Consider the following 26,342-nt stretch of genomic DNA (forward strand, 5'->3'; position numbering starts at 1 on the left):
GAAAGATACTTTTTGGGGAATGGAGGAGGTGGTTGAGGACCATAGTCTTCCGTTCCTGGTTGTGGCGTTGGCACTCTGTGGTGAAACCTCATGCTCGCAATGAAATTATGGATCATCCTGAATGTGTTCCTCCTGACGGCATTTGGATTCGGGAAGGAGCCGTTGTTGGGGCAGGAATCGGGCGACACAGGTCAGTTCTCTGCGAGGGGGCCCCTACGAACGCGGTGGGCCGACCAGGTTCTTGCGGAGCGACCGCGATGTGAGCATCCGCGACCACAGCTGGCCCGTGAGGATTGGATCTGCCTCAACGGCTTGTGGGACTACGCCATTCAGGCCCGCAACCAGCTTACTCAGCCGTCCCAATACCAGGGGAAAATCCTGGTACCGTTTCCGGTTGAGTCCTCACTTTCGGGAGTGATGCGGCCGCTCAGTCCAGCGGAGAGCCTCTGGTATCGGCGGCAGTTCGAGGTTCCCGAATCCTGGAAAAACAAGCGGGTACTGCTCCATTTCGATGGGGTGGATTGGGAAACTCGTGTATGGCTCAACGGACGGTCCCTGGGGACGCATCGTGGTGGCTACGATGCCTTCTGTTTTGATATTACCGAGTTATTGCGGCAGGATGGTCCTCAGGAATTGGTCGTGGCTGTTTGGGATCCCACTGATACGTTTTGGCAATTGCGGGGAAAACAGTCACTGCGGCCGGGAGGGTGTTCCTACTCGGCCTGCTCAGGTATCTGGCAGACGGTCTGGCTGGAAGCAGTTCCGGCCGCGTTTGTAGAAGACCTCGCGATTCGCACTGAACTCCGAGAAGGGCAGGGGAGAGTTTACCTCAAGGTGGCTGGCCGGATGCCCCCTGACCATTCGATTCGCCTGTGGGCGGAACTTCGTGATGGGGAAACGTCCGTGGCCAGTCAGGTGGTTTCCTACCAGATTGCGCCTGCCGTGAAGCAGAATCTGGTGGACTTTTACAGGGCAGAGTCGACGTATTTTAGTATCGACATGCAACTTACCGTTGATTCCGCGAAACCGTGGTCGCCGGAAGAGCCGCATCTTTACGATCTTCTGCTTGAGCTCACTGACGAGACAGCCGGGACATCGGATAGCGTACGAAGCTACGTGGGAATCCGCGAGGTGACAATCGGTCAGGATTCCAGGGGGCGTGCTCAACTTCTCCTCAATGGTAAGCCCTACGTGCTGGTCGGGGCCCTGGATCAGGGTTACTGGCCAGACGGAATCTATACCGCCCCAACCGACGAGGCTCTCCGATTTGACATCGAGGCTGCCAAAAAACTGGGACTGAACGCCGTGCGCAAGCATGTGAAGGTGGAGCCACAGCGGTGGTATTACTGGTGTGATCGGCTGGGGCTTTTGGTGCTTCAGGATTTTCCGTCTGGCGATGCGGGCGACGCCAGGACGGATCGCGCCCGCTCTCCCGAAGCAGCCGCGCAGTGGGAAACGGAAGTCCGGCAGATATTGCGACAGTTTGGCAACCATCCGTCGATCATCATGTGGATTGTCTTCAATGAAGGCTGGGGCCAGTTTGATACTCTTCGCAATGCAGAATGGGTCAAGCAGATCGATCCCACCCGATTGGTTGATGAAGCCAGTGGCTTTCCGTGGCATGGGGGTGGCGACGTCATCGATTCTCACGGCGGTGTTCCCCCCAGCGATGCAAAACGGATCAGTATCACCAGTGAAGATGGCGGATGGGGGGCTTGTGCGGTCGGGCATTCATGGAATGAGACTTCGGCCTGGGCGTACAGAACGTATGAGCCGCAGACCTGGCGGCCTGTGGAGGGAATGCAGCCGCCTTTACCACCCTTGACCGAGGATGCCCGAGATTGGCTCACAAGATGGATAAGGCGAATGTACCAGGCGTTTTGGCGCCAAAGGGAGAATGACGGACGCAGCGGCTATTTCTACACCCAGCTTGTGGATGTTGAAACCGAATGCAATGGTCTTTTGACCTACGATCGGGCGATCTTTAAAGTGAAGCCTGAAGTGCTTCGTTCTGGGGTCGTTGGTTTGTGCGTTCTGTCGGGTGATGAACTGCTTTCCACGGCTCGCCGGGGCGGTGGAGTCTGGCGTTACACCACCCAGGAGCCATCTGCCAACTGGTTTCAGCCGGACTTTGACGATAGCACTTGGGCGCAGGGAACGGCGGGTTTCGGACGTCGGGGGACTCCAGGGGCCATTATCGGAACCGAGTGGACCACCAAGCAGATTTGGCTCCGCCGCGAATTCCATTTGCCGGCAGAAGTCCTGATCCGGAGAGAGCAGCTTCGGCTACGAATCCATCATGATGAAGATGTTCGGGTATATCTCAACGGGGTCGAAGCCTTCCGTGAATCGGGATTCCTCACAGATTACGACGACGTGGCAATTACTCCGGAGGCGCTCGCAGCGTTACAACCTGGGCGAAACGTGATAGCCATTACCTGCCAGCAAACCGAGGGTGGCCAGTACATTGACGCCGGTCTTGTATTGCCATCGGAATAACGTCACACCGCAGCGTCTGGCAGCAAACCTTTTGCGGCACCGTGCACGGAGAACAACGCCGTCATGGCGTGATTAATAAATGGCAGAACTCACCCGCGTCATAAAATCGTTCAATGACAAAAACACTAAAGGAATTCCAAATCGACAGAGCGATTATTAGGGCAACTCGATAAAAAAGATGCCAAGTTTATGTGGGATATTACACGGATGAGTCGTTATTCGAGAGTGTGTCAAGGGAGAAAATAGTCAGTCTTTCCGTAAACGGTTGCGGCTTGCGCGCAGCAGGAGCAAATTTGGAGTCAACATACACGAGACGTGCACCTTTTGGTGCTGCCAGGGTCCAGGCAATACTCATAATCTTTTTTCCCGGCGTAACATCGATGACCAACGAGCGTGGATCATCGCCCTGGAGTAATTCGTCCACGAGGCTGCGAAATCGGGGAACCAGCTCCTCCAGATCTCCATCCGGAAATGCTTCGACGCGAGGTTGGGATGAGCCAAGTTGTTCTTGAACTTCAGGGGATTTCAGCCATTCTTCAACTTCGGCTGCCAGTTTTGGATAGCTTTCATTTCTTCGATTGCTTTGACTTTCCTGAGTATAAAGAATCAAAGATTTTCTAGGGCGAAATACAAAGTGCATGAGATAGATCAATTCCGGGCTGTCGCTCACAATTGTGATAAAATAGCGGCACTGTAATTTTTCCGGCTCTTTGCTGAATTGATTCCGAAGTTCGTTTGCCAAATCTTCTAAAATGCAATCGAGGTAATATTTCCGACGCTCGTGATCGGAGCTAATGTCCAGGTATGTTGCCGCGCGCTCTTCCGGAGGATCAGATCTACTCGCCGGCACGCGAAGCTGCAATTTGTAGGGGCGGAGTGCCTCGTGGGGACGAGGCGTGGACCTTTCGAATGTCTTGATTTCTATGGGCCAATTATTTTCGCGGACCCATTGACGGGCTTCCTCGAAGCATGAAGCAGGAACAAAGAATTGTGTTGCATGGAATTCGTTGGCCACGGCCAATTTCTCTTTGATCCCTTCCACGCGAGTCACGCCCGCTTGGCGATCCCAGGCGCCAGTGGCCCAAACTTTGTGGTCGGGCTTGCCTTTGTTTGCGGCCAGTATGAGGGCCCCTGCCAGCGGTGCCCAGGCGGAAGAATAGTCACCCTTGAGGAAAGGGAGGCCAGGATCGAAGAGGTTGTCGCTGGCCGGATGGAGTTCCCATTGGTCGGATTCCGCAATTGCCCGAGAAGCCTTCAGCTCGCGGACCACCTCGTCGGCAACTTCTTGCAGACCTTCGGGAAGAATGGGCGGTTTTTCTGAAAGTCCTTCTTGCCACCTGAGAGGCAGGACTATCGAATCGCGCAGCGCGGGATAGCATGTATCTTTTCGAACCGCCACAACCCAACACGCTCCCGGGCCATCGGGCAAGTAAGGCTTTCGATACTGGGAGATCTCCTCGGTTGGCCACCCGTAGGCCGCTAGTTCCAAACGCGCTTTCTCCAAGACTTCGGGTTTAAGAAGCCAGCTCGCCAACGGGCCAAGTTCTCTTGCGAGTTTAAGCGCTTCAGGATTAGTGAGCTCTTCCGGACTTTTTTGGGCCAACCGTTCGATTCTCTCAGCGACCACTTGCGAGGGACTCATGGTCACGTGCTTTCGACCTGTCATACAGCCTCTGTGATATGGCTCATCGGGTATCCGGCTCTTCCTCCTCCCAAGGGATGCCGTTGATTTGGAGTGGAACCGTTCCGGGAGAATGAGCCTTTACGAATTCATAGACGTCATCCACCTTGTAAGGCATCTCCGCGTTCGGGGTGAGTTGACTTTGGACCCCAGCAAATTCGACTGCAGCCCCCGCCAATTCGGTGGCAGGCTGGTTGTCCTGAGTGCGGAAAACCCGCAATTTCAATTCTTGACCTCGTTTGTGGCAAGAAGGCCACAAAGTCGCCGCGTAGTATTGGCGATCAGGCGACCGCCAACTCAACATGGCCAAGGGTTCGACCAAGTTGGAAGTTTCCGCGGCGACGCTCAGGACCCGAGTGGCAAGAATGATTTCCGCCGTTCGCCGGGCCGCTTGTTCCCTTGCCGCCGCTGCCCCAGCACGCCGGGGAGGAAGTCTGGAAAGCCATGCACTCTTTTGTTCAAATCGTTTTTGCAATTCTTCGTCGATCTCCTCCAGCGTGCCATCAAGCCAGTACGGGGCGAATGAACGGTAGGGTTCCACAAGCAACTGCCGCCAGTTATTGAGAAGCTCCGTTCCCACGAGCGTGGAAAGGAGTTCCAGAATCTCCCTTTGCTGCATTTGGCGGTCCACAACTTCTATTTTTTCAGCCAATCCCTGGAGTTTGTCGTGCAAGGTTTCCCATAAAGGATCGGCGTCAATAAAGGCCTCGCAAGCGGCCTCCCCGAGGGCGGCCATGGCCACCCAGAGGTCCATGCGTTGCTCAAGAAGATCGGCGCAGAGGGCGTCTTCCTCGCCAACGGGGGCATCGTCCCACCGTTGGGGAAGAGTTTCGACGGCCTCCGCCAGCTCCGCAACCCTGTCTTCTAATGCCTCGATCGCCGCGATGGCCTCAAGTGCGGGTAAAGTCCCGTCATCCTCACCCGCATCGAGCCCGAACACTCTACAGTATCCCAGGGCCACGGCCACATTGGCGGCCGCTTGTTTCGCCTCGGGACTGGGCGTCCCCGTTTGAAACTCATTTAAGGCGGGATCAGCCAAGGCTTCCCTTAGCTGATCGACATATCCGTATAAATCTTCCCTTAACGAACGAAAAGTCGTCATGGCGGCATTCCTGATAATCCCATGATTCTGGAACTGAGAAGCTAATGCAGGCGTACGCTATCAGCATCGGCACTTTCTTCCCACCGTCGCCGGGGTTTCAGCCACCGTGGGCGGGACCTGGAGTGTCTTGAGCCTTGAGCCTCTTCGGCGGCAGGCCAGGACGGCAATCGACCCCGCCACGGACAGCCCTTCAGTTCCGGTTCAAATCCCCAGTTCTCCGGCGTGATAAACTGCAAATTTTTTGCCCGCCCGGTAACTTTCCCCTCTGAGTTTCGGAGGACCACGTCTTCTTGAGGCGATGGCATAAACCATTGCGGTGGTTCACCCTTGAGAGGGACATACCGGCGGATAATCTGTCGGACGGCGGCTTTCCACCGGTGCCTTCTGTTTTTTTCTACGGCTGCCGCATGGAGATAATAACAGGTCACCCATCGCAGGGATGGGCCTGTTCCCCTCAGAATAGCAACAGCCCCGCTTGGAAGGACAAGGTGCCAGGTCATCCAACTGGCGGACTTATGCCGAGAGCGGTAGACCAGAGCTTGCGGCCGACTCAAGGCCTCGCGCGTTTGTTCACGGAGGACGCCCAGCACGCGCGAAACCACGGCCTGACCGTCCGCCGATTGAATCTCCAAGTTCTGCTTCAGGTGTGCCACAGTGTCCGACCCGAACTCCTCTTTCCACGGTTCAGTGCGGCTTGTCCAGTGTTTCTGGCAGTGATACCACGCTCCCTCTGAGAACACCACATCGAGCCGGCAATGCTGTTGCTGCGGCCGGGGATCGGGCAAGTCCGGCCAACGTTGCAATACGTTCATCGCTTTCCCTTGTCCTCAAGCGACATGTTAGTTTCGGTATTATTACGGCGAGCGGAACGAATCGAACCAGCGAAGTGAACGAATCTTGTTTTCCATTCGTTCGTAGTGCATTCTCACGCTCTGAGAGCTAACGTTGAGGCAATCCGCAAGGAAGTGGATGCGATCGTTCGGTGTCTGGCAATCCTCAATCCCGGGAGGAGGAAAGGGTTGAGGTAAACCATCGATCTTATTGACCCACGCTTGCCAGGTCTCCTTCGGCACACGGTCCCAGAGGCCTGCGACCGCAAGACCGAAGACCCTTCTTTTGACCGGGATTTTTTCAAGCTCCTGTAGATCCTCCTCACCGAAATCGCGATCGAGGTCCATTCGCCACTGTGCCTGCGTCGCGGGGTCTGAGAGGTGATGGTCCTCGATTGGACATTCAGCCATGCCCTCGTTTGGCCGAGATTCGGCGTCAAAAACCTCAGAAATTGTCCTTTCCCGGCGTCGTCTACGTCCCTTCTTGCGGTGTTCATCAATCAACCAACGATCCAACACCTGGTAGCACCATGCGCGGAAATTGCCTCGCACTGGGTCGAAGGAGTTGAATCGCGTGTAAACTGCTGTAGGCGCTTCGTCCGCTAATTCAGAAAGCTCTTGAGGACTCAGTGCATACTTGGCCGCAATATCATACACAAGTTTACGAATAGCGGAGTCCAGTTTTCGCCATGCCTCTTCTCTCTCCTCCGGCGTGCCGTCTTTCGCCAGCCGTGCCCATTGATTGATCTCATTCTCTTCGTGAGGGATCCCTTGTTTCCCCGCACTCATTCGATTTCTCCCCGGGTTTGCGGTGACCATCCAGAAACTCTCACTATTTTGGTCGTCAGCCAGACCTCCGGCAACTGCCGGCAAGTCCACGATCAGAAATGAGAAAATCCCTTTGGCCCTCGACAAACCAATGTGATAAAATGCATTCGCAAGCAAAGAGAAGACGAGCGGAGCAAGCCATTCCAGGTGGACAAAGCGTTTCCGTCAGGGAAGTCTGTGCCGCTGGGTGAGAAAGGTAGATCATTGCTCAGCAGTGGCAGGTTTTGGAGCAATATCAACCATGGGCCTCCTGGAAAAACGGAATCCGTACGCCACGCTGACGAGCGTACTCCTGGCGGCCCTTCGGGGCGTGATCATGGGCATCGTTTTCTTTCTGCTCAACTTTAAACCCAAGTTTCAACTGGAATGGCCAATCACGTTGCCGCCATGGCTCCTTCTGTGTGCGATCGTCTCCGCCCTGTTCGAATGGCAGGTCCCGCCGGACGACGAGGATGATGACCCCCACGATGAAAGTTTTGAGCCGACAGAACACGAATAAGACGGCTTAACGGCGATTGCCGTGAGGACTCTTCGATAACCCGTGAAATTCCGTTTTCGGGGCCTTTCCCTTTGATCGCGGCTGGCAGACAAACCAGTGCGCATGCCCAAAAGTGTTTGGCAAAAAGTTTGACCGCGCCCCGTGCTGTTCGGCAAGAGCGGCTTTCCTTTCCGCAGCGACAACGAGCCGTTTGCGTTGTAAACGCTTTTGCCGGAAAGGTAAGTTGGGAGATTGAAACTGGATGAATCAGGAAAAGTCACAGAAGAAAAGTCAGTGGGTGCGTGGAGCAGGGAGACTGGAAATAGGTGTGTTTTAGAGACAGGAAGCTGGTCTTTGAAGGCAAAAAATGCCGCGGATCAGTGTTTTGTTGGCTTGTGATGCACATTCCGCGCGGACCGTCATCTTGCATGAGGGTTTAAACGCTTGCACAGTTTCACAGCCTATAATGGGCTTCTCCATACAGACCGGGCACGACAAGCGTGCCCCTCTGCAAAAACCTCGGAGGGACGTGCTTCGGAGGGACCTGCTTGTCAGGTCCGTGTGTTGGAAGTCGGGAGGGATCTGCTTCTCCACACAGAACGGGTACTCACAGCGTTCACCGGTAGGGGCAATTCATGAATTGCCCCTACCAGTGAATGCTTATCGTGTTCGCGAAGTGGGAAACGTCATTCGGGCGGTCCTGCTTGTGAGGTCCGCTTCCCAAGTTTGGATCATCCGTTTCACCAGGCAAGCCCCAACGGGTCAGTTCAGTTGCCGGTTAAATGATGGCGGCAATTCATGAATTGCCCCTACGACACCGTGGAGCCGCGGCATCTCACAGGTTTTCGCGAAAGTGGGGATGGTTCAGAGTGTGGGCCTTGCACGATGGGGCGCTCGCCCGATAAAATCAAAGATGAGCCCTGGCCATCCGTGCCCGTCGACCAGCAACAGCGGCGACGGATGGCAGGTTTCGCGGCAGTTTGCGCAATTTTTGTCGCTGTTTGTGCACGAACGGACACAGGGCAAAAGAGCTGCGGTTCGCCGTGAAAAAGCGGAGATCAAACGAGAGTCACGGCGAAAACCGATTGAAGCTTATTGCGGGCGGCTAGCTCAGTTGGTTAGAGCGCGATCCTCACACGGTCGAGGTCACTGGTTCGAATCCAGTGCCGCCCACTCGGCAGGTGCCCGGTTCGGTGACGGCCGGGTTTCTTTTTTGCGCGGGTCCGACACCGATTGATTTTCCAACGGACCGGCTCTCGCAGTCTATTGCCCGCGAATCGAAGAGATTCCCGCTTTACTTCTCGTTCAGCTCTCGACGGATCAGAACTGGCCGGGGGTTTCTCCGCCGTCTCGGGAGCCCAATGCCCGCCACGTTTCCAAATCGATGGTCTGACTCACGAAGCGAACGGAGCCATCCACCATGGCCACATTAACGCCACCGGGATGGCGACTCCGGGCCATCTGCCAGAGAGAACGGAGGGGCGACCATTTCGCGCAGTCGGGAATCCGCGAGTTCGGCTCCCACCAATGGTAATACGCACCATAGAGGACGAACCCGTCCACCCAGCGAAGTCCTCGGCTGGGCTGTGACGCCACCGGCTGACCGTATCGCGTGCACCATTCCACAGTCAGGAATGGATCACTTCTGCTGGATTCTCCCACAATGACCTGGTCCTTATTCTGTGGTGTGAGAACCACTCCACCGGAATAGGAGATGCTCTCGTCGGTGAGAACCGTTTCGGAGAACGCCGCGGTGTTGCTGGTACCGTCGGTGAAGTCGGCAAAATTGGTTGCCCGATCCTGCAAGAATAGACCATCCCCGTCAAAGATGGCGGTACCGGAACTGGTGGGAGCTCCCCGGCCCCAATTGCCCAGATAGTTGGTGGCTCCAAACTCCGGCTGGACACGACGTCGGCGGTCGCTGGGGCAGTAGAAGAAGCTGACGTCCTGCTTGACGGGCTCCACGTTGTCGGGATGGACGCCCACGCCCGGCCCATTGTACACGCCCGTGTGACCGTAGAGCGGCACATCGAGGTTCAGCCGCTGATAGATGTTGTACTGTTCCATGTAGGGCGTGAGCATGGCGAGCGGCCCCCAGCGGTACTGCCAATCGGGAATCTGCTCATACCCCTTGCAAACCTTTTTGGGAGATCCAACGGGGAACTCCCGCCGACTGTCGTGAAAATTATGGAGCGCGAGCACGATTTGCTTAAGATTGTTCGTGCAGCTCATTCGTCGGGCAGCCTCTCGAGCGGCCTGCACGGCCGGCAGAAGCAGGGCAATCAAAAGGCCGATGATCGCAATCACAACCAGCAGCTCAACCAGTGTAAAGCCACGAGGTTTTCCCAAGGTTTTCATGCCAGCATCTCCCGGAAAGACAATATTCGACTGGTCATCGCATGGTGTTACGTATTCGGTAATCGTAATACTAACACCCCGGCGTCACACGGTCAAGCAAGTCGACGGGAGACTGCCGCTGCCCAATCGAAACCGACAGCGCAGGCCAGACCGGTCGAGGGAAAAGATGACCAAAGGGGACCAGCATCCGCGAAAGCCACCGAATCGCCCCGGGACGTGGGTGGTCACCGGTTGCAGATCTGACGTTCAGAAGTAGAGGTCCCTTTGATCTGTTTCCTGGATCAGACGCAGCCGTTCAATGAGGGCGTTTTTTCGCGGACCGTCGGGAAGCTTTGCCAGTTCGCTTTCGATGAGTTTCATGCCGGCTGCACGCGTCTCCGGGCTGGCATAGTCCACAAGATATTCCATCAACGTGGTGAGCGCATTCGGTGTACAGAAGCGCTGGATGAAGCCCGGAATGGCAAACTCCATGAAATGTTCCCCCGTTCGCCCCAGTCGATAGCAGGCCGTGCAAAAACTGGGGATATAGCCATCCACCAGCAGTTGGCGGATCACTTCATCCAGCGGACGGAGATCGCCCAATTCGAATTGCTCACGCTCCAGCACCTGGGCGTCACCTGCCTCAGTATAGCCGCCAACTTCGATGCGGCTTCCCGCGTCGATCTGGGAGACACCGAATTCCATAACCTCCTGCCGCAGCCAGGCCGGTTCCCTCGCCGTGAGAATCAAGCCCGTGTAGGGCACCGCCAATCGCAGGACGGCGATGAGACGTTTGAAGTCTTCGTCGGAGACCCGATAGGTTTCATCGAGCTTGACACCCGCCGCGGGACGTAAACGGGGGAAACTGATCGTGTGTGGCCCGACATTATAGTGCTTCTGGAGGTGCCAGGCATGGCTCACCAGGCCGAGGACCTCGAACCGCCAGTCATACAGTCCGAACAGCGCCCCGATCCCCACGTCGTCGCAACCGGCTTCCATCGCCCGGCTGAGCGCATCGAGTCGCCAGAGATAATCTCCCTTGCGGGTGTTGCGGGGATGGACCTTGGCGTAGGTCTCGTGATGATACGTTTCCTGGAAGATTTGATACGTCCCGATCCCCGCGGCTTTGATTTCCGCGAATCCTTCATGATCCATGGGAGCGGCATTGATATTGACGCGGCGGATGTTGGCCTTTGGCCGTCGCACCGCGTACACCCTCCGCACACATTCGGCGATGAATGTGGGGGAGTAGGTGGGGTGCTCGCCGAAGACGAGAATCAGCCGTTTATGGCCGCGATCAAGCAGCTGCTGGACCTGCGCCTCAATGTCCTCTGGCGTGAGGGTGCGGCGCACAACTTCCCGGTTGGAGCGGCGGAATGCGCAATACAGGCAGTCATTCGTGCACTCGCTGCCGATGTACAGCGGGGCGAACAAAACAATGCGGTTGCCGTAAACATCGCGCTTGAGTTGCCGAGCCGCCTGGAAAACCTCTTCCCAAAGCTCCGGCGATGAAATACCAAGCAGTACGGCGGTTTCCTCCACCGTGAGCGGTTCCTTGGCCAGGCTCTTCGCGATGACCTCGCGGACCTCGCCGGGGTCGCTTCTTCGCTCCAGCAAGCTCAAAAGGTAAGGTTCGTTGATGAAGTCGTACGCGCTGGTGCTCAAGCGCCGATTGGCGGTGGTGGTCATGGTTTCACTCCTCGCGATGTTGGCCTTCTTCCGCACCGTGGAATGAACGCCCGGATGCTGGCCGGTCGTTGATGACGGACGGTGCAACCGCTTGGTCCGCGGAAGGCGTTTCAACCTGCATGCCGGTTCGCCATCGATAATTCGGGGATGCGCCGGGGCCCTGACCCACGTGACGGCCGATTGACTCAATCCGCGCTCGCAGACACGTATGGCAGGCTTCGGCGGTCTCCTGAATGCAGGCCTTGTTGGGATAAATTTCGTAATGGATGCGGTAGTGCGGCGGCGTTAAATTGGGCATGACAACATTCGCCCCACGAACCAGCCCCAGCTCCCGACCGTTCTTCCGATTGAGTGTGGCCAGGGCCGTGGTGCTGGGGATGTTCGCCCGAGGACACAAGATTCGAGACAGCGCGATGACCTTGTAGGTCATCAATTCGCTGGCGGGGACCTGCTCTTCCGCGGGAACAACTCGGCAGAATGCCGGATCGGCAAGGGGCGTTCTGGGATGGGCGATGTACGGCCCGACGCCGATCATATCCAAATCGAGCTCGCGGAAGAGCAGAAGATCATCAGCCAGATCGCCGTAGGTTTGGCCCGGCAGTCCAATCATCACGCCGCTACCCACTTCATAACCCATCTCCCTAAGCCGCCGTAACAGTGCGATGCGATCGCTGGTTTTCCCCGGTCGCGGGGGATGATAGCGGGCGTACAACTCGGGCTGCGAAGTCTCAAAGCGGAGGAGATAGCGATCTGCCCCGGCCTGCCGCCACGTCCAAAGCTCGTCCTCCTCGCGTTCGCCAAGACTCAACGTGATTGCCAGTCCAAGCTCCTGTTTGATGGCCTGAATCACTTCGGTGATGAATTGTGTGGTTAGTCCGGGGTCTTCGCCCGATTGCAGCACGACGGTGCCGTAGCCAAGAGCCGCCGCTTTCCGGGCACAGGCGAGGATTTCGTCGAAGGACATCCGGTAACGCACCAGTTCCGTGTTGGGCGCCCGCAGGCCACAGTAGGCGCACAGCCGCACGCAATAATTGGAAATCTCGATCAGTCCGCGGAGGTGGACCTCGCCCCCAACATGAATCTGGCGGAGGTGGTCGGCCCATTGCCAGAGCTGGGCGAGCCGGGCAGGATTCTCCTCCCGAAGCCATCCAATCAATTGTTCGCGATTAAGTGATGTTTCGATTGAAAGCGGCATCGTGCAAGACCATTCGCGGAAACATATCCAATCGGTCCATTTCTGCTGCTCAGGGCCAGGGCGCCGATCGGACGTCAAACAATTATACGGCAAAACCGAGCGTTCTGTGCGGCAGCGGTCGCTGGAGGTCCGCGGGCCATCCACGTGCCGGGCTAGGCCCACCCATCATGGAGGTTGCCGCCACGCACAGTCCCGAATTTCCCACCGGCATCCAATCATCAGTGATAAGCTAGTGTTTTTTGATTGGATCCTTCACAGCGACGAGGTCTCTCCCCGCCAGCCGGTTGGGTTGTCCGCCGGGCTTTTCCGAAAAGTAGGTTTGATGTGTGAAGTGTTTTTCGATGGTAAGGTACTCATTCCTGGCGCCCCGCGAAGTCATAATGAAGGTAAACGGCCCGAGGATTGGCTTGCCAACGTCCCTCAAATCTCCGCGATCAGGCTGTGGAACGTTTATGCCGCGAAAAAATGTCCAGATCCTCGTCATTGCCTGTGTGGTGTGCCTGCTGTGTGCCTACCGCAGTTCCCGCTATGCCCGGGTGGTCACCTACGCGCTGGAACAGATTGAATTCAAGGCTTTGGAACCCAAGCCGGCCCGCAAACTTGCCGAGGCGGCCATCCGCGGCATGACGGAGGTCCTCGACCCGTATTCCAGTTACATCAGCGAACAGGACCTCCCCCGATTTGCCGAGGAGCTGGATCGACAGTTTGGTGGCGTGGGCATTGAAATTTTTGTGGAGCCCAAAACCCGTAAGATTTGTGTGGCCAGTCCGTTGCCAAATACACCAGCCCAGCGAGCGGGGATTCGGCCGGGCGACATCATCATCGCCATCAACGGCGAATCGACCGAGGGTCTGTCCCTCGACCAGGCCGCTAAAAAAATGCGCGGCGAAGCAGGGACAGAAGTCACTCTGACAATCCAAACACCCGGGGAAGAAAAACCACGCGATGTGAAACTCAAACGGGAGGTCATCAAGGCGGAAACCGTTCTGGGAGATTCGCGCAATCCGGACGGCTCGTGGAACTTTGTTCTCGAGGAGCATCCCGACATCGGTTACGTCCGCCTCCCCACCTTCGCGGAGGATTCCGACAAACGGCTTCGCGAAATCCTCGAGCAACTCCGCAAGAAGAACATTCGGGGTCTCATCCTCGACCTGCGGGATGATCCCGGTGGGCGGTTGGAAGTGGCCGTTGCCATCTGCGATATGTTCATCAAGTCGGGCGTCATTGTCACCACGCGATACCGTGATGGTCGCATCAAGGCCCGGTATACTGCCAGTGGACGCCCGGTCTGTCCCGACCTGCCGCTTGTTGTCCTTATCAATCGCTACAGCGCCAGCGCCAGCGAAATCGTGGCGGCCTGCCTGCAGGACCATCAGCGTGCCAAAGTGGTGGGGGAACGCTCATTCGGCAAGGGGACGGTCCAGGAACTGATTCAGTTGGAACCGGGCATGGGACTGCTCAAGCTGACCACCGCTGCCTACTGGCGGCCCAGCGGCAAAAATATCCATCGCATGGTGGGGGCCGACGAATCTCAGGAATGGGGCGTGAAACCTGATCCGGGCTGGGAGGTGCCCCTGGAGAAAGAGGAACTGGAAACCCTCCTCCGCTACCGTGCCCTCCGCGATATTTACCTGCCGCCGGGATCGCCCAAGCCGGAAGGTTTCGACAAAATCCCAGAGAATTTTCGCGATCGGCAACTGGACCGGGCGGTGGAATGTTTGCAGCAGGAGATCGAGGCCGCTTCCCGGAAGGAGCCTCCCGCGAACCGCCAACTCTCGACCATTGCGTCGCCCGTGTCTACAATCGCAGGCATATCCGGCATCCGCGAAGGAGTTGGTTGATTCATCGCCGGCCCAACCTGAAATGATCCCGCCAGTGCCATTTCAAAGAGGTGGACCATGACCCATCCATCCAGCCGATATTTTTCCCGCCCACGTTGCCTCCCACACATGTGGCCTGCCCGGGGCGGCACGGTTTCCACCTTCCGCCGTGCGCTCTGCCGCGTGAGTTGGTTGCCCACGCTTGTGGCGATTGGGGCCTGCCTGTTTGCTATTGGCCTTCATCGTGCCGGTTCGGCGGCTGACCAGCCGCAATGGGGCCAGCGCTTTACCCGCAATATGGTATCCGAGGAAACCCATCTCCCTGACTCTTTCGATCCCGAAACTGGCAAAAACATCAAATGGAGCGTGGTCCTGGGAAGTAACACCTATTCGTCACCTGTGATTGCGCAGGGACGCGTGTTCATCGGGATCAACAATGCCAAACCGCGAGATCCCCGGCATCAGGGCGATCGCGCGATCCTGCTGTGTCTGGACGAGCAAACGGGAAAGCCCATCTGGCAGCTCGTGGTGCCCCGATTGGGCGAAGATGATCCCTATCTCGATTGGCCGCGGATCAGTATGTGTTCACCGCCGACCGTCGAGGGCGATCGCCTCTACACCGTGACCAACCGGTTTGAAGTGGTGTGTCTCGATCTGGAAGGCCAGCGCAACGGAAACGACGGTCCTTACCTGGCCGAGGGACAGCACATGGTCCCGCCGGGAGAAAAGCCGCTCGACGTCACGCCCTTTGACGCGGACATCCTGTGGCTTTTTGACATGCCTTCGCAGGCCGGAATCTATCCCCATGATGGGGCGCATGCTTCAATCCTTCTCGATGGGCGATTCCTCTACCTCAATTCGGGAAACGGAGTGGACAACACGCACCGCCGCATTCGCAAGCCGGATGCCCCCAGTCTCATCGTGCTCGACAAAAAGACGGGAAGGCTGGTGGCCCAGGACGCGGAACATATCGGCCCGCGGATCTTTCACGCCACCTGGTCGTCTCCGGCCCTTGCCGAGATCAACGGTCAGCGGCTCATTATCTTTTGCGGAGGCGACGGCGTTGTTTATGCTTTTGAGGCCCTTCCCCAGGATTTTCAATCCTCCGAGGTCGCCCCTCTCCGCCTGGTCTGGAAGTTCGACTGCGACCCCACCGCACCCAAGCAAAACGTCCATCAGTACATCACCAATCGGAAGGTCAGTCCGAGCAACATCAAAAGCATGCCGGTGGTCTATCGCAATCGGGTGTATGTGACCGTGGGAGGTGACATCTGGTGGGGGAAGCGGGAAGCCTGGCTCAAGTGTATTGATGCAACCGGCCGAGGCGATGTGACGCACACCCATCAACTCTGGTCGTATCCCCTGAAAGAGCACTGCTGCTCGACGCCTTCCATCTGGAACGGCCTGGTGTTCGTGGCCGATTGCGGCGGATATCTGCACTGCGTGGACGCGGAAACCGGCCAGCCTTACTGGACGCACGACCTGGAGGGCGAAGTCTGGGCATCCACACTGGTGGCGGATGGGAAAGTTTGCGTGGGTACGCGTCGCGGCCTCTTCTGGATATTCAAAGCCGACAGCACCAAACAGCTTCTCGCCCGCATCGAACTGGGCGACGGCACCGCCTCCACGGCCGTGGCAGCCAACGGGGTGCTCTACGTGACAACCCTGAGCCGCCTGTACGCGGTCGCCTATCCCCAGTCCCAACCCGCTGCCATTTCTCAAACGCCGGTTCACGAAACCGGGAAATGATTCGCACGCCTTCCACGAGTTGCCTCGTCCCCTTTTCCTTTGGCGATGGAAAGGGCTGCAGAGCTTCGGCGTCATCGGGCACGACAAGCATGCCCCTCCGGCAGGGCGCTTCGGTGGGACGTCCTTATCAGGTGCGCCACTTCACGCTGGCTGGCGGTGGTTTTCTGTATATATTTGAGTCGCCGGTAGGGGCAATTCATGAATGCTCCCTACCACACATTATCAAAAGTTTGGGCAGAACCGCACGAGAAAAAGACTCGCCGGTTTCTCAAATGGGCAGCCACTGTGGCTCACGTCTGGAGAAGTGACTTCAGGTATTTAATGCTCTTTTCCGCCTGTTCGATGGTGCCGCATTCCACACTGAGAACGATGTCCCGCGGAGCGCGGCGGCAGATTTCGATGACCTTCTTCCAATCGATCACACCATCTCCACAGGCGCACCCAACGGGCGTGCCGGTGACTTTCCCACGCTCGGCCTCGGCCTGCTGCACCGAAATATCTTTGGCGTGAAGGTGCACCAGCCGATCGGCGACACGTTCCAGCCAGGCAATCGGGTCCTGTCCCGCCAGAAAGGCATTGCCTGTGTCAAAATTGATACCGATCACCGGAGACCGCACGAGGTTGTAAATCCGATCCAGGCCGTAGGGTGTCTTGCTGTACTGCTGGTGGGGCTCCAGCCCGATGAGGATTCCGCGTCGCTCGGCCACAAAGGCCGCCTCCTGCAGTGTGTATTTCATGAGGACGAAGTCCTCTTCCTCGGTGGTCCAGTGTGGCTTGGGACCCTCGTCGGTGTTCACCACGGGGGCGCCGCACTCCGCTGCAAAGCGAATGGCCTGCTTGAGATACTCCACACTGATTTCAGGTTTGATAAGCGGACAGTGGGCCGACAAACCCGACAGCTTCACCCCCGCCTTGGCGCAGGCATCCTTGATGCGGTAGGGATCGTCGAGCATCGAAACGCTGTGGAAATAGCCCGCCTCGGAAAGGAGTTCCCGGCCCCAGTGGACCATCGGTTCCACGTATTCGTAACCCAGCTCCGCGGCCTTGGCGACCCCCCACTCAAACGGCTTGTCCGCGTGGCGAACAAATTCCAGATTGACACCGAAAAACACCTGGCCCATGGTGAACTCCCTTGTCACAAGATGCCGTTTCTTGGTTAGTGATTTCTCCGGAACGGCTGACAACGGCCGACAGACAGATTCCCGTAGCGCTGGCCACTATTGAACCGTGTTTTGACAGCACAAGCAAGGGCTACGGCGAGGGAGAGAGTCGGAGGGGCACGATTGTCGTGCCCGGTGAGATGAAGATGAAATGGATAATCGAACCTGCAAGAGCGGACCTGACAAGCAGGTCCCTCCGAGATACTCTCCATTGGGTGGATTGGAGGATCGGGTGCCCCCGACCGGTGATCCTGGTTCCATCCAGGCCGACGGCAAGGTGGTGAAGGCTAAAGCCTTCACCGAAAAGCGGCGATGAATCGCCGCACTCCATGGAGTGCGGGGCTTCAGCCCCGCTTTCAGCGCGGGACTTCAGTCCCCGCTGAAACGCAATTCATGATCGAATGTTGATAAACGGACCCGACAAGCGGGTCTCTCCGAAAAAAGAATCGGAGGGGCACGCTTGTCGTGCCCGGTGTCCCCTCGCCACGGGGCGTCACCATCGTGGTAGGGGCAATTCATGAATTGCCCCTACCGAATGCGAATGAATCAGAGTGGATCATCCAAGGTTGATAAGCGGACCTGACGAGGTGGTCCCTCCCAGGGCGAACGTGACAAGCACGATTCTCCGAAAAAGACAGAAAGGTGCGCTTAAGCCCGCGCCTTTCACGGCTGTTTGCGAACATCGTAGGCAAACAGGATGTTGCCGTGGCGGAGATAGAGTCGTCCCCCACACACGACGGGATGGGCCCAGGATTCCGCTCGCTCTTCCGAAGGCAAACGAAATTGGTTGACCAACTCAAACTTCTCTGCGGTGGCCTTGGCTAGACCCACCGTTCTCCGCTCGCTGTACAGGTAGAGCATGCCATCGGCGTAGGTGAGCGATCCCTTGCCGATGCCCCGGTCCATGTAGCGTGTTTCCCCCGTTTTCCAATCGAGACAGCACCACCGTCCGTTGTAGCTTGATCCATACAGAAAGCCTTCGACAAGGATCACACCTCCGTGATGATTGTCCAGGTCCTTGTTGACCCAGACCTGTTCCGCCGCGATGTTCTCGCCGTCTCGTTTGAGACGGACCAACTCCGACCCGCTGCCGTAGCCGGTGCTGACGAAGACCTCACCGTTCGCATAAAGGGGCATGAACGCGTTGACGTCGTAGGCCGTTTCGTGCGGATGGCGGAAAAGTAAGCGGCCTGTCTCGGCATGGACACCGACGAGGGCCTTGGCCGTCATCGTGAGCAAAATGGGAATCCCTTCAAATTCAGCCCACTGAATGCTGGCGTAACCTGTCGTATCGCCGCCCGCCGATGCGGATTGCCAAACCGTTTCCCCCGTCATTTTGTCCAGGCAAACGATGCACGTTTCAGGACCGCCCGGGGTGCAGTACAGGTACTTCCCACGGACGAGGACCGACTCGGCCAGACCCCATTCGGGAACAGGTGCATGGAATCGTTCCATGATATTGGTATGCCAAATGACCGAGCCGTCCTCCACGCGAAAACAGGTCAGATCTCCCGACGCCCCGAGATGGTACACCCGATCGCCGTCAACGGTCGGCGTCCCCCGCGCTCCCGGGTAATTCTTCGTCCATGCCGGGCCATTCGGCTTCTGCCAGAGGATTCGTCCATCCATGTCCAAGGCCGTCACGACGGCATCCTTATCGATGTTTCCCGCAGTGAAAATGCGACCATCAGCGATTGTGACCCCAGCATATCCCTGGCCGATGCCCTCGGTCTTCCAGGCAAGGGGCGGTCCGTCTGCCGGCCATTCGGTGAGCAAGCCCTTGTCATCCGAGAGATTGTCTCCGCGCGGTCCATGAAATCGTGGCCAGAAGGCCTGCACTTGAGGGGAAACCGGCTTGGCCGAACCGGGGGCTGGAGCGGTCTGCGAGACTTGGGAAGCTTGGGCGGCCCCAGTGGAAGTCGGGCCAGCCGCTGGGGATTCTCCCGAGGATAACATCGGGCTGGTTTTGCCGGGCATTGGTCCCGATTCCTGGGCTGACAGCTGTTCTTCGATTTTGGCTGTCCCCTTCGGTGCCGGGGTTTCTTTTCGCGCCTGACAACTTATGGAAATTGCCAGCACAGCGATCCACAGTACGATAGCTCTCCACGCCATACGATCACGCTTTCCTCTTGGACAATCAATTGCCTGAGCAAGAACTGGACCTTTTACCGCGCAAGGTTCCCCCAGCCATATCCAGAAACAAGAGAATTGTAGCAGCGCCGGTGACGTGCGAAACACTCCTCCCCGCTTTCCCAGGCGGCATCAGCCCGGCGCAGCGTGCCATCCCAGTTGACGGATCGCTTCGTAAGCCGCGACGGCCACACTGACCGAGAGATTCAAGCTTCTCACCTGGGAGCGGATGGGAATCCGCAGGCAGGCTTCTCGGTGCGCGGCAAGCAGACTCGCAGGAAGGCCCTGAGATTCACTCCCGAACACGAGAACGTCTCCCGGAGCATAGCTCACATCCCAGAACAGCGTGGTAGCGGTCTTCGTGAAATACCAGAACCGCTTGCCGGAGAGGGCCTTTTCCAGAGCCGACCAATCATCCACGGCCTCCCACTCCAGATACTGCCAGTAATCCAGCCCCGCCCGTTTGAGATGACGGCTCGTGATGCGGAAGCCAAGTGGTCGAACCAGCCACAATTTGGCCCCAACGGCAACGCAGGTCCTGCCCACCGCACCCGTGTTGTGGGGAATTTCCGGCTGATAAAGGACCACGTGGAGGATCGGTTCGTAATGCGCCATACCAGCCCAAGGTGTCCCGATCAATAACAACACAGAGGATTATTGGAGGAATCCGCGGATGCCGGGCGCAGTAAAAAACTGTTGCACGGGAACGACTCAGAAAAAATCACGGGGCAGGCGGTGTTTCCTTGCTACCAGTTCCGGCCGTTATCAAGCCGAGTTTGCGGAGGTGGGGCTGCATCTCGGCGGCCAAAAAGAAAGAACCCGCAATGCACACCAGATCGTCTTTCCCAACACGGGGCCATAACCATTCCCATGCCGCGGCCGGATTCTCAAACGCAGAATATCGTCCTGGCATCAGTTCCTCCGCCGCCTCAACGAGCCAACTGACGGGCAAAGCTCGCGGGTTGATCGTGTATTGCGTGAGCGCCGCATGAGAGAAAAATGGCGCGAACACCCTCAGCATCCCGCGGTAATCCTTCCCCTGAGTTGTGGCGAACAGCAACCAGCATTTTTGAACCTCTAGGCACTGCTGGAGGGTCGTCACCAGGGCTTCCGCGGACGCCACATTGTGGGCGGCATCCAGGACGACCACCGGTCGCCGCCCCAGGATTTCTACCCGCGCGGGAAGCCCCGTTTCCCTCAAGGCCACCTGAATGGCCTGGGGCGAGACGGTCCAGCCCAGGCGCTGCTCCAGCCGCTTGACCGCTGCCAGCGCCACCGCACTGTTGGCCGCCTGATGCTGGCCCAGAAGCCGCAATTCCGATTCAATCTCCCAACCAGATGGACTGCCGGGCGGTGATTCCTGTGCCGATTCCCTCGGCCGCCCCCATAACGTCACGTGTCCCAACGCGGTCTCTCGTTCGAGATGTCGGGGTGTCCGATACGCAGCGCCAAAGTCCTCCCCCAGCTCCCACAGGGCACAGCCGCGCTTCTTACAGACCCGACGAATCACCTCCCGCGGTCCCGGTTGGACCACCCCACTGACGACGGGTACGCCCCGCTTGATGATCCCGGCCTTTTCCCACGCGATTTGCTCAAGCGTCGTCCCGAGCAAATCGGTATGGTCGTAACTGATGCTGGTGATCACGGACACCTCGGGACGACAAACATTTGTGGAGTCAAGCCGCCCGCCCAGTCCGACTTCAATCACGGCCGCGTCCACCTTTCGCCTGGCAAAATAGAGAAACGCCATGGCCGTGAGAATTTCAAAATATGTGGGCCCACTCTCACCCTGAACCGCGGCCTCCTGATCCATCGACCGAACCAGTGGAATCAACTCTTCCAAAAGCCTGGTGAATTCGTCGGCAGGGCACGGGCGGCCATCGACGGCGAGCCGCTCTTCCACCCGCTCCAAATGCGGCGACGTAAAAATTCCCACCTGTTTTCCTGAGGCCGCCAAAATCGCCCCCACCAAGGCCGCCGTGGAACCTTTTCCCTTCGTCCCGGTGATATGAACGATGGGATAACGGGTCTCGGGATTCCCCAGCCGTTCGAGAAGGGCCCGCATCCGCGTGAGCTTGAAGACTCGGGCACGGGTTCCCGACCGGGGGGGCGAATGCTCGTAGTTCGTCCGCGCAAATAGGAACTCCCGCACCGCCTGGTGGCGGCTTCCCGCAACTTCGAAGGGCAGGCTGCTTCCCGCCTGTGGTACAAATTCCGAACTGTGCACGATCTGGACTACCGCTGCTCCGGCAAACTTTACAGGAATACCCAGGATTCTCCGTGATTATCCGCAGTCCTCCCCGGCATCTCACCGCTTCGCAGGGTGCGTCGCAAGGATACCTCGATAAACTTTATCCCATTGTGACCTACGATTGTCCACCAGCCAATGACCAGCCAACCCCCGAGACGTTGTCCAAGCTGGTGCCCTCCTGTTCCAAATGTGCAGCTTTTTCGGTTTATCTGCTCACTTTACCAGTCATTTCGGCAGGTCCGCCAGTTTCGGCAGGATCCCGAGGGCTGTCATGTCGGGCAAGTTTCCTTCCTCATTGAAAGGCAGCGGCCGTGGGGGGGTGAGCACCTCCAGATCGTCGCGATGCCGAGCCTCGTCGTAATAGGCGGCCGAGCACTCCACCTCCGCTAGGTGCAGGGTGTCGGAAATCCACATCAATCTCGCGTCCTGGGGCGGTGTGAGACCGATATTCGACAGAGCCACCGACAGCATTTCGCGATCAGTGGGATAATCGAGCGGCAGCATCGCGGCCGACACATGCCCGGAAGTGATGGCATTGATCCGCGTGGCATGAACGTCGATTTCGCGCAGAATATGGCTGCGGCAGAACTCGGCCAATCCCAGCCCAATCGCATTACCATGCGTGCCGGGGCTCAGCCCACGGACACAAATATAGCGGATATCCGGCTTTTCCCCCGGTCCGGCGCGATGGTCGGCCAACTTTCGGCCGATGACATTCGTATCAATGCCCGCTCCACTGAGGTCCTTGCCAAGCCGATCGATCAAAAGAACGTGCGCATGGTCAAAGGGAAGTTTCGGCATCCATTCCCTGGCCAGGCGGAGAAGCTCCGGTTCCCGCGTTTCGAATTCCTGCGGCGGAATTGCCTCGATGTGAGCAGTGTCGTCGTAAGCATCTTCCACAATGGCGAGTCCCGTGAGAATCCGGCAGCGCGCGAGGACAATTCGCGCGACGCTGCGGACGACTCTGTCGAAACCGTAATCCCACGCGGCACGATGGTAAATCTCTGCTCCCCGATGCTTGCCAAGCCCGATGAGCAGCATTTTCATCAGGCCGCTTTCAATCGGCCCGGTAAACTGCGTGTGGGGCTTGATCCGATTGACCACAATGACAAAATCGGCGGCAAAGGCATGGCGATCAAAATGGACGTCGAAACCCTCGGGCGCCTTGCCGATGATCACCGTTTCCATGCTGGATCGGATTGGACAACCCACGGTCTCTTCGGTAATCCCGTAACCGCGCAGGACCTCGCGTTGGCCCTCCGCGGTTCCGCCGCCGTGGCTTCCCATCGCAGGCACGAGGAACGGTTGCCCACCACACTGACGGACCACTTCCGCAACGGTGCGAAGAATCATCCTGATGTTGTTGATTCCCCGACTTCCCGCAGTGATGGCAATTTGCATTCCCGGACGCACTTTCTCCCGAATCCCCACGCGATACAGCTCAGCGCGTATCCGCCCCGGAATGTCGTCCAGTTTGTGCGATGCAAAACGCTGCCGTATGCGGAAAATCTGGGGAAACAAAGGATCTTTCATGATCGTGCCATTGCCGTGGGAGTTGATCGCTCCGCTTGATCGCAAGGCGGCTCAACCGGAACTTCGGAACGCAAAAACCTGGCCCACCCGCCGCCCGTCCGAAAAGCCCTCGGCTTCTGTCGCCGCGTCCTGTAATTGTATGACCTGACGCTGGAATTCAGAATCGCCCCTGACGCACCCCCGCTTGTCCTCTGCCGCCAGTAAGAAGGCTGAACATCGCGGAAACCTTCCGCGCAAGCGACATTCATGCTCGGAGGGACCTGCCTGTCAGGTCCACTTTCGGAGGGACGTGCTCGTCGCGTCCGTTTTTTAACGTTGGATCGTCTCTGGCGTTTCGGCGGGCACGACAGGCGTGCTCCTCCGTGTTCCGGCCGGACCCTCTTGTCAGGTCCACATTCCGACGTTGGATCCTCCATTTCACCGACCGGGCTCCAACTGCTTCGTTGAGTCGCTGGTTAAGCAGTAGGGGCAATTCCTGAATTGTCCCTACGATCCGGTACTTGGGGCGGGCAACGGGAGATCACCCGCGATGGGCGGTCGGGCACTTTGCCGAGGTCTCCGAAAAATAACTTGACTCTCTCCAGTGGTCTCCTCGGGCATCTGCCCCGAGTCGGTAATGCTCGGGGCTTGCCGATCGGCTGGGTGCCAAGCCGTGGACTTATGCAGATGGCGCGACGCGACACAGTTAACTGCAGTGCCTGGTGACTTCAAGAAGTCGCCGGGACGAATTAGCCAGGGCCAATGTATCAACTGCCTCTCAAGTAGCTTCGTTTATATGTGAAGCCGTGCGACTATAATAGACCAGTGGGCGGTTCTAAAAAGCTCATGGCTGGTCGATTTATCAAAACGGCGTCGCGTTATGGGGAAAGCGATGGCGACCTATTTTTTGACCTTCAGTCGCAATCTGTGGGGAGAAGAGGCGGATAGCGCGATCGATGGGATTCTCGAAAGATGTGAAAAAGGAGAGAAGGACAACTGGTCGTGCGGCAGGAGGAGAAAGATTCAGCCAGGAGACCGTGTGTTTCTTATGTAACTAGGGTGCAAGATCGCGGAATTTTTGCGTCAGGTAAGACGATTTCAGGTGTCAAACGTCGTTTCCATTGGAAGTATGGCAGGAGGAAGAAGGCGCTTTATGTCAAGCTAAAATTTGATCGGGTGCTCGATCCGCGAAAAGTCCTATTGCTGTTAACCGAGCTTCGGCGAATATCGCGAAAAATGAAATGGACCCCACAAATTTCGGGAATTGAAATCCCCAAAGATGTCGCCGCAAAATTAGAAAAACGTTGGACAGAATTCTACATGCAATTCGGAAAGAAGCTAAGAAAAAGCGCCAGATCTAGGGCGGTGAAAGAATGACTTTCAACTTCCTGAAGAAGCGGACACAAATAAAGAATTTATGCGTTTTGAGGACGTGTACGGCAAAATTGGCCGCGGGTATATTCACGTCCACCACCTTGTACCCCCTTCGGCAATCGGTAAACGCTATCGCCTGAACCCAAAAAGGGATTTGCGGCCCGTCTATGCGAATTGTCACGCCATGATTCATCGACGCGATCCGCCTTACACAATCGACAAATTGAAGGATATTTTTAAACAAGGCAATCCGCAGGCCGCCATAAACGGGAACTAAAAAAGTGAAGGAACTTTTACTATAGACGTTCATAAAGAGCTTTTATGGGATAATCACCGATTAACACCGTGATCGGCCATTGGTGCGGTCGTCAAGGCGTATATTTTAGAAGCGGGCATTCATGGACTACTTGGCTCCAGGCTTTGCACCAGGGCCAGCACGTGTTCGGCGAGAATATCACCTGCCCGAAGGGCGACCTCCTGCAATCGCCACAGGTCTTTGAGACTCCCCGGCCGATGCCACGCGGCGCTCACCACAGCGCCCATTTTCTCCGTCCATTTGCGCGGTCGCATGAGGTAGGCGACCTCGGGGGGAAGGGTTTCGTCAAGGCTGTCGGTGATCACTTTGACGGCGGCCATGGGGATGGCCAGGCGGCGGCAGGTTTCGGCGACCGAGAATGTTTCCAGATCGACAGCGAAGGCATCGAATCGCCCGGCAAGTTCGCGCTTCGCCTGGGGATTGCGCACCAAATCTTGGACCGAAACGAGCCTTCCGACGTGGACCCCGGCAGGGAGTTGCTCGCCTTGCACGAGGTTGGGCAGTTTGAGCGATCGTCCCGTAATGTCGATGACTTCGTTAGGGAGGAGAATATGGTAGCGGCGGAGTTCATCGCGTAAGGCCCCGGCAAATCCTGCTGCCACCACCAGTCGCGGACGATGAGCCCCGACGACAGCCTCCGTCGCTTCGGCGACCGACGCTGCTCCTGGTCCGGCGGTGACCAGGGCGACGGGCACCTGCCCGACCCGGCCAAGCACAACTTTCCCCACGGCCGCCCTGACCCATACTTTGTCTTCCAGGCGATCTTCTATCCCGCCGCCTTCCATGGCCAGCGCGCAGATAATGGCAACAGCGACCTGCGCCTCGGGGGGTTCCTGAGGATTGTTCTGCAATTGCGCAAACTGTTCCTGCACGGCCTCGGCCGCGGTGTCTTGAACCCATTGGCGGAAAACTGTTCGCCACATCGGTGGAAAACGTGACTTAATTGACGAAAGGGTGGACTGGCACGATGGAAAAAGATCCCTATCTTACTCAGGGCGACGTATCAACCTCACTGTCCATGCCAGGTACCCGACTTTATCATGATGACCCAATTGAGCGACAAGTTCCAGGGCTGCCGACTCGTCTTTCTTCTGCCGCTGGAGAGAATCGCAAACCTCGGCAAACGCTTGCACGGAAGTGAAATTCAGTCTTGGGAGGCATGCGCCACTCAGGGCCGCGGTAGAAGGTTGGATGATCCATTTGTCGGGCTTCCAGGTAGCTCGATTGCTGTTTAAACATAAGAGCGATTCATGAATTGCCCCTGCCGGTGGGCAGATTTCGTGGTCGCGGGAAAACACGGCAAATGGCACGGTGGTGAAGGCTAAAGCCTTCACCCAAAAGCGGCGATGAATCGCCGCACTCCATGGAGTGCGGGGCTTCAGCCCCGCTTT

18 protein-coding genes and 1 tRNA gene are annotated in these 26,342 nt (G+C 57.4%); 6 read left to right on the plus strand and 13 right to left on the minus strand.

The window, feature by feature from the left end:
* The first annotated feature begins 90 nt into the window (after positions 1-90).
* Positions 91-2,499, plus strand: a complete 2,409-nt coding sequence (locus tag THTE_RS00730; protein WP_095413626.1) for a glycoside hydrolase family 2 protein — start codon at positions 91-93, stop codon at positions 2,497-2,499.
* 199 nt (positions 2,500-2,698) lie between these two features.
* On the opposite strand, the gene THTE_RS00735 is transcribed toward THTE_RS00730, so the two are convergent.
* From THTE_RS00735 to THTE_RS00750, 4 genes are read right to left on the minus strand one after another with little or no spacing between them, the layout of a single operon-like run.
* On the minus strand, positions 2,699-4,141 hold the full coding sequence (locus THTE_RS00735; RefSeq protein WP_157731568.1) for a hypothetical protein: 1,443 nt from the start codon (positions 4,139-4,141) through the stop codon (positions 2,699-2,701).
* A 43-nt stretch (positions 4,142-4,184) separates the two neighbouring features.
* Positions 4,185-5,282, minus strand: coding sequence for a hypothetical protein (locus THTE_RS00740; protein ID WP_095413628.1), 1,098 nt, complete (start codon positions 5,280-5,282; stop codon positions 4,185-4,187).
* Positions 5,283-5,323: 41 nt separating this feature from the next.
* Entirely contained in the window at positions 5,324-6,094 is a 771-nt protein-coding gene (locus THTE_RS00745; protein ID WP_095413629.1) for a hypothetical protein, read from the minus strand.
* Between the two features lie 42 nt (positions 6,095-6,136).
* Positions 6,137-6,901, minus strand: a complete 765-nt coding sequence (locus tag THTE_RS00750) for a sigma factor (protein ID WP_157731570.1) — start codon at positions 6,899-6,901, stop codon at positions 6,137-6,139.
* Positions 6,902-7,181: 280 nt separating this feature from the next.
* Here THTE_RS00750 and THTE_RS00755 point away from each other — a divergent pair, with 280 nt between their 5' ends.
* Together THTE_RS00755 and THTE_RS00765 are read left to right on the plus strand one after the other, a co-directional pair.
* On the plus strand, positions 7,182-7,439 hold the full coding sequence (locus THTE_RS00755) for a hypothetical protein (RefSeq protein ID WP_095413631.1): 258 nt from the start codon (positions 7,182-7,184) through the stop codon (positions 7,437-7,439).
* Between the two features lie 1,078 nt (positions 7,440-8,517).
* Positions 8,518-8,591 (plus strand) — tRNA-Val (locus THTE_RS00765).
* A 147-nt stretch (positions 8,592-8,738) separates the two neighbouring features.
* Here the strand turns inward: THTE_RS00765 and THTE_RS00770 are convergent.
* From THTE_RS00770 to hydE, 3 genes are all read right to left on the minus strand, one after another.
* Positions 8,739-9,776, minus strand: coding sequence for a DUF1559 domain-containing protein (locus THTE_RS00770; RefSeq protein WP_095413633.1), 1,038 nt, complete (start codon positions 9,774-9,776; stop codon positions 8,739-8,741).
* A 246-nt stretch (positions 9,777-10,022) separates the two neighbouring features.
* A complete protein-coding gene (hydG, locus tag THTE_RS00775; RefSeq protein WP_095413634.1) occupies positions 10,023-11,444 on the minus strand; it encodes a [FeFe] hydrogenase H-cluster radical SAM maturase HydG in 1,422 nt (473 codons plus the stop codon).
* Between the two features lie 4 nt (positions 11,445-11,448).
* Complete coding sequence (gene hydE, locus THTE_RS00780) at positions 11,449-12,639, minus strand: [FeFe] hydrogenase H-cluster radical SAM maturase HydE (RefSeq protein ID WP_095413635.1); 1,191 nt, start codon at positions 12,637-12,639, stop codon at positions 11,449-11,451.
* A 452-nt stretch (positions 12,640-13,091) separates the two neighbouring features.
* Between hydE and THTE_RS00785 the strand changes: the two genes are divergently transcribed.
* Positions 13,092-14,480, plus strand: coding sequence for a S41 family peptidase (locus THTE_RS00785; protein WP_157731572.1), 1,389 nt, complete (start codon positions 13,092-13,094; stop codon positions 14,478-14,480).
* A 57-nt stretch (positions 14,481-14,537) separates the two neighbouring features.
* Positions 14,538-16,208 carry an outer membrane protein assembly factor BamB family protein gene (locus THTE_RS00790; RefSeq protein WP_207651747.1) on the plus strand — a complete coding sequence of 557 codons (1,671 nt, stop codon included), beginning with the start codon at positions 14,538-14,540 and terminating at the stop codon, positions 16,206-16,208.
* A gap of 290 nt (positions 16,209-16,498) precedes the next feature.
* Here the strand turns inward: THTE_RS00790 and THTE_RS00795 are convergent, their stop codons facing one another.
* From THTE_RS00795 to THTE_RS00815, 5 genes are all read right to left on the minus strand, one after another.
* Positions 16,499-17,329 (minus strand): sugar phosphate isomerase/epimerase family protein, encoded by an 831-nt coding sequence (locus tag THTE_RS00795; protein ID WP_095413637.1) that lies wholly within the window; start codon positions 17,327-17,329, stop codon positions 16,499-16,501.
* 702 nt (positions 17,330-18,031) lie between these two features.
* Positions 18,032-19,480, minus strand: a complete 1,449-nt coding sequence (locus THTE_RS00800; protein ID WP_095413638.1) for an outer membrane protein assembly factor BamB family protein — start codon at positions 19,478-19,480, stop codon at positions 18,032-18,034.
* Between the two features lie 150 nt (positions 19,481-19,630).
* Complete coding sequence (locus tag THTE_RS00805) at positions 19,631-20,113, minus strand: tRNA (cytidine(34)-2'-O)-methyltransferase (protein WP_095413639.1); 483 nt, start codon at positions 20,111-20,113, stop codon at positions 19,631-19,633.
* 106 nt (positions 20,114-20,219) lie between these two features.
* Positions 20,220-21,725, minus strand: coding sequence for a bifunctional folylpolyglutamate synthase/dihydrofolate synthase (locus THTE_RS00810; RefSeq protein ID WP_095413640.1), 1,506 nt, complete (start codon positions 21,723-21,725; stop codon positions 20,220-20,222).
* 249 nt (positions 21,726-21,974) lie between these two features.
* A complete protein-coding gene (locus THTE_RS00815; RefSeq protein WP_095413641.1) occupies positions 21,975-23,282 on the minus strand; it encodes a nickel pincer cofactor-dependent isomerase, group 22 in 1,308 nt (435 codons plus the stop codon).
* Between the two features lie 981 nt (positions 23,283-24,263).
* Between THTE_RS00815 and THTE_RS00820 the strand changes: the two genes are divergently transcribed.
* Positions 24,264-24,638 (plus strand): hypothetical protein, encoded by a 375-nt coding sequence (locus THTE_RS00820; protein WP_157731574.1) that lies wholly within the window; start codon positions 24,264-24,266, stop codon positions 24,636-24,638.
* Between the two features lie 393 nt (positions 24,639-25,031).
* On the opposite strand, the gene THTE_RS00830 is transcribed toward THTE_RS00820, so the two are convergent.
* Complete coding sequence (locus THTE_RS00830) at positions 25,032-25,874, minus strand: phosphorylase family protein (protein WP_095413644.1); 843 nt, start codon at positions 25,872-25,874, stop codon at positions 25,032-25,034.
* Positions 25,875-26,342: the final 468 nt, after the last annotated feature.

Origin of the sequence: Thermogutta terrifontis (genome assembly GCF_002277955.1) — a bacterium.
Classification (GTDB): Bacteria; Planctomycetota; Planctomycetia; order Pirellulales; family Thermoguttaceae; genus Thermogutta; species Thermogutta terrifontis.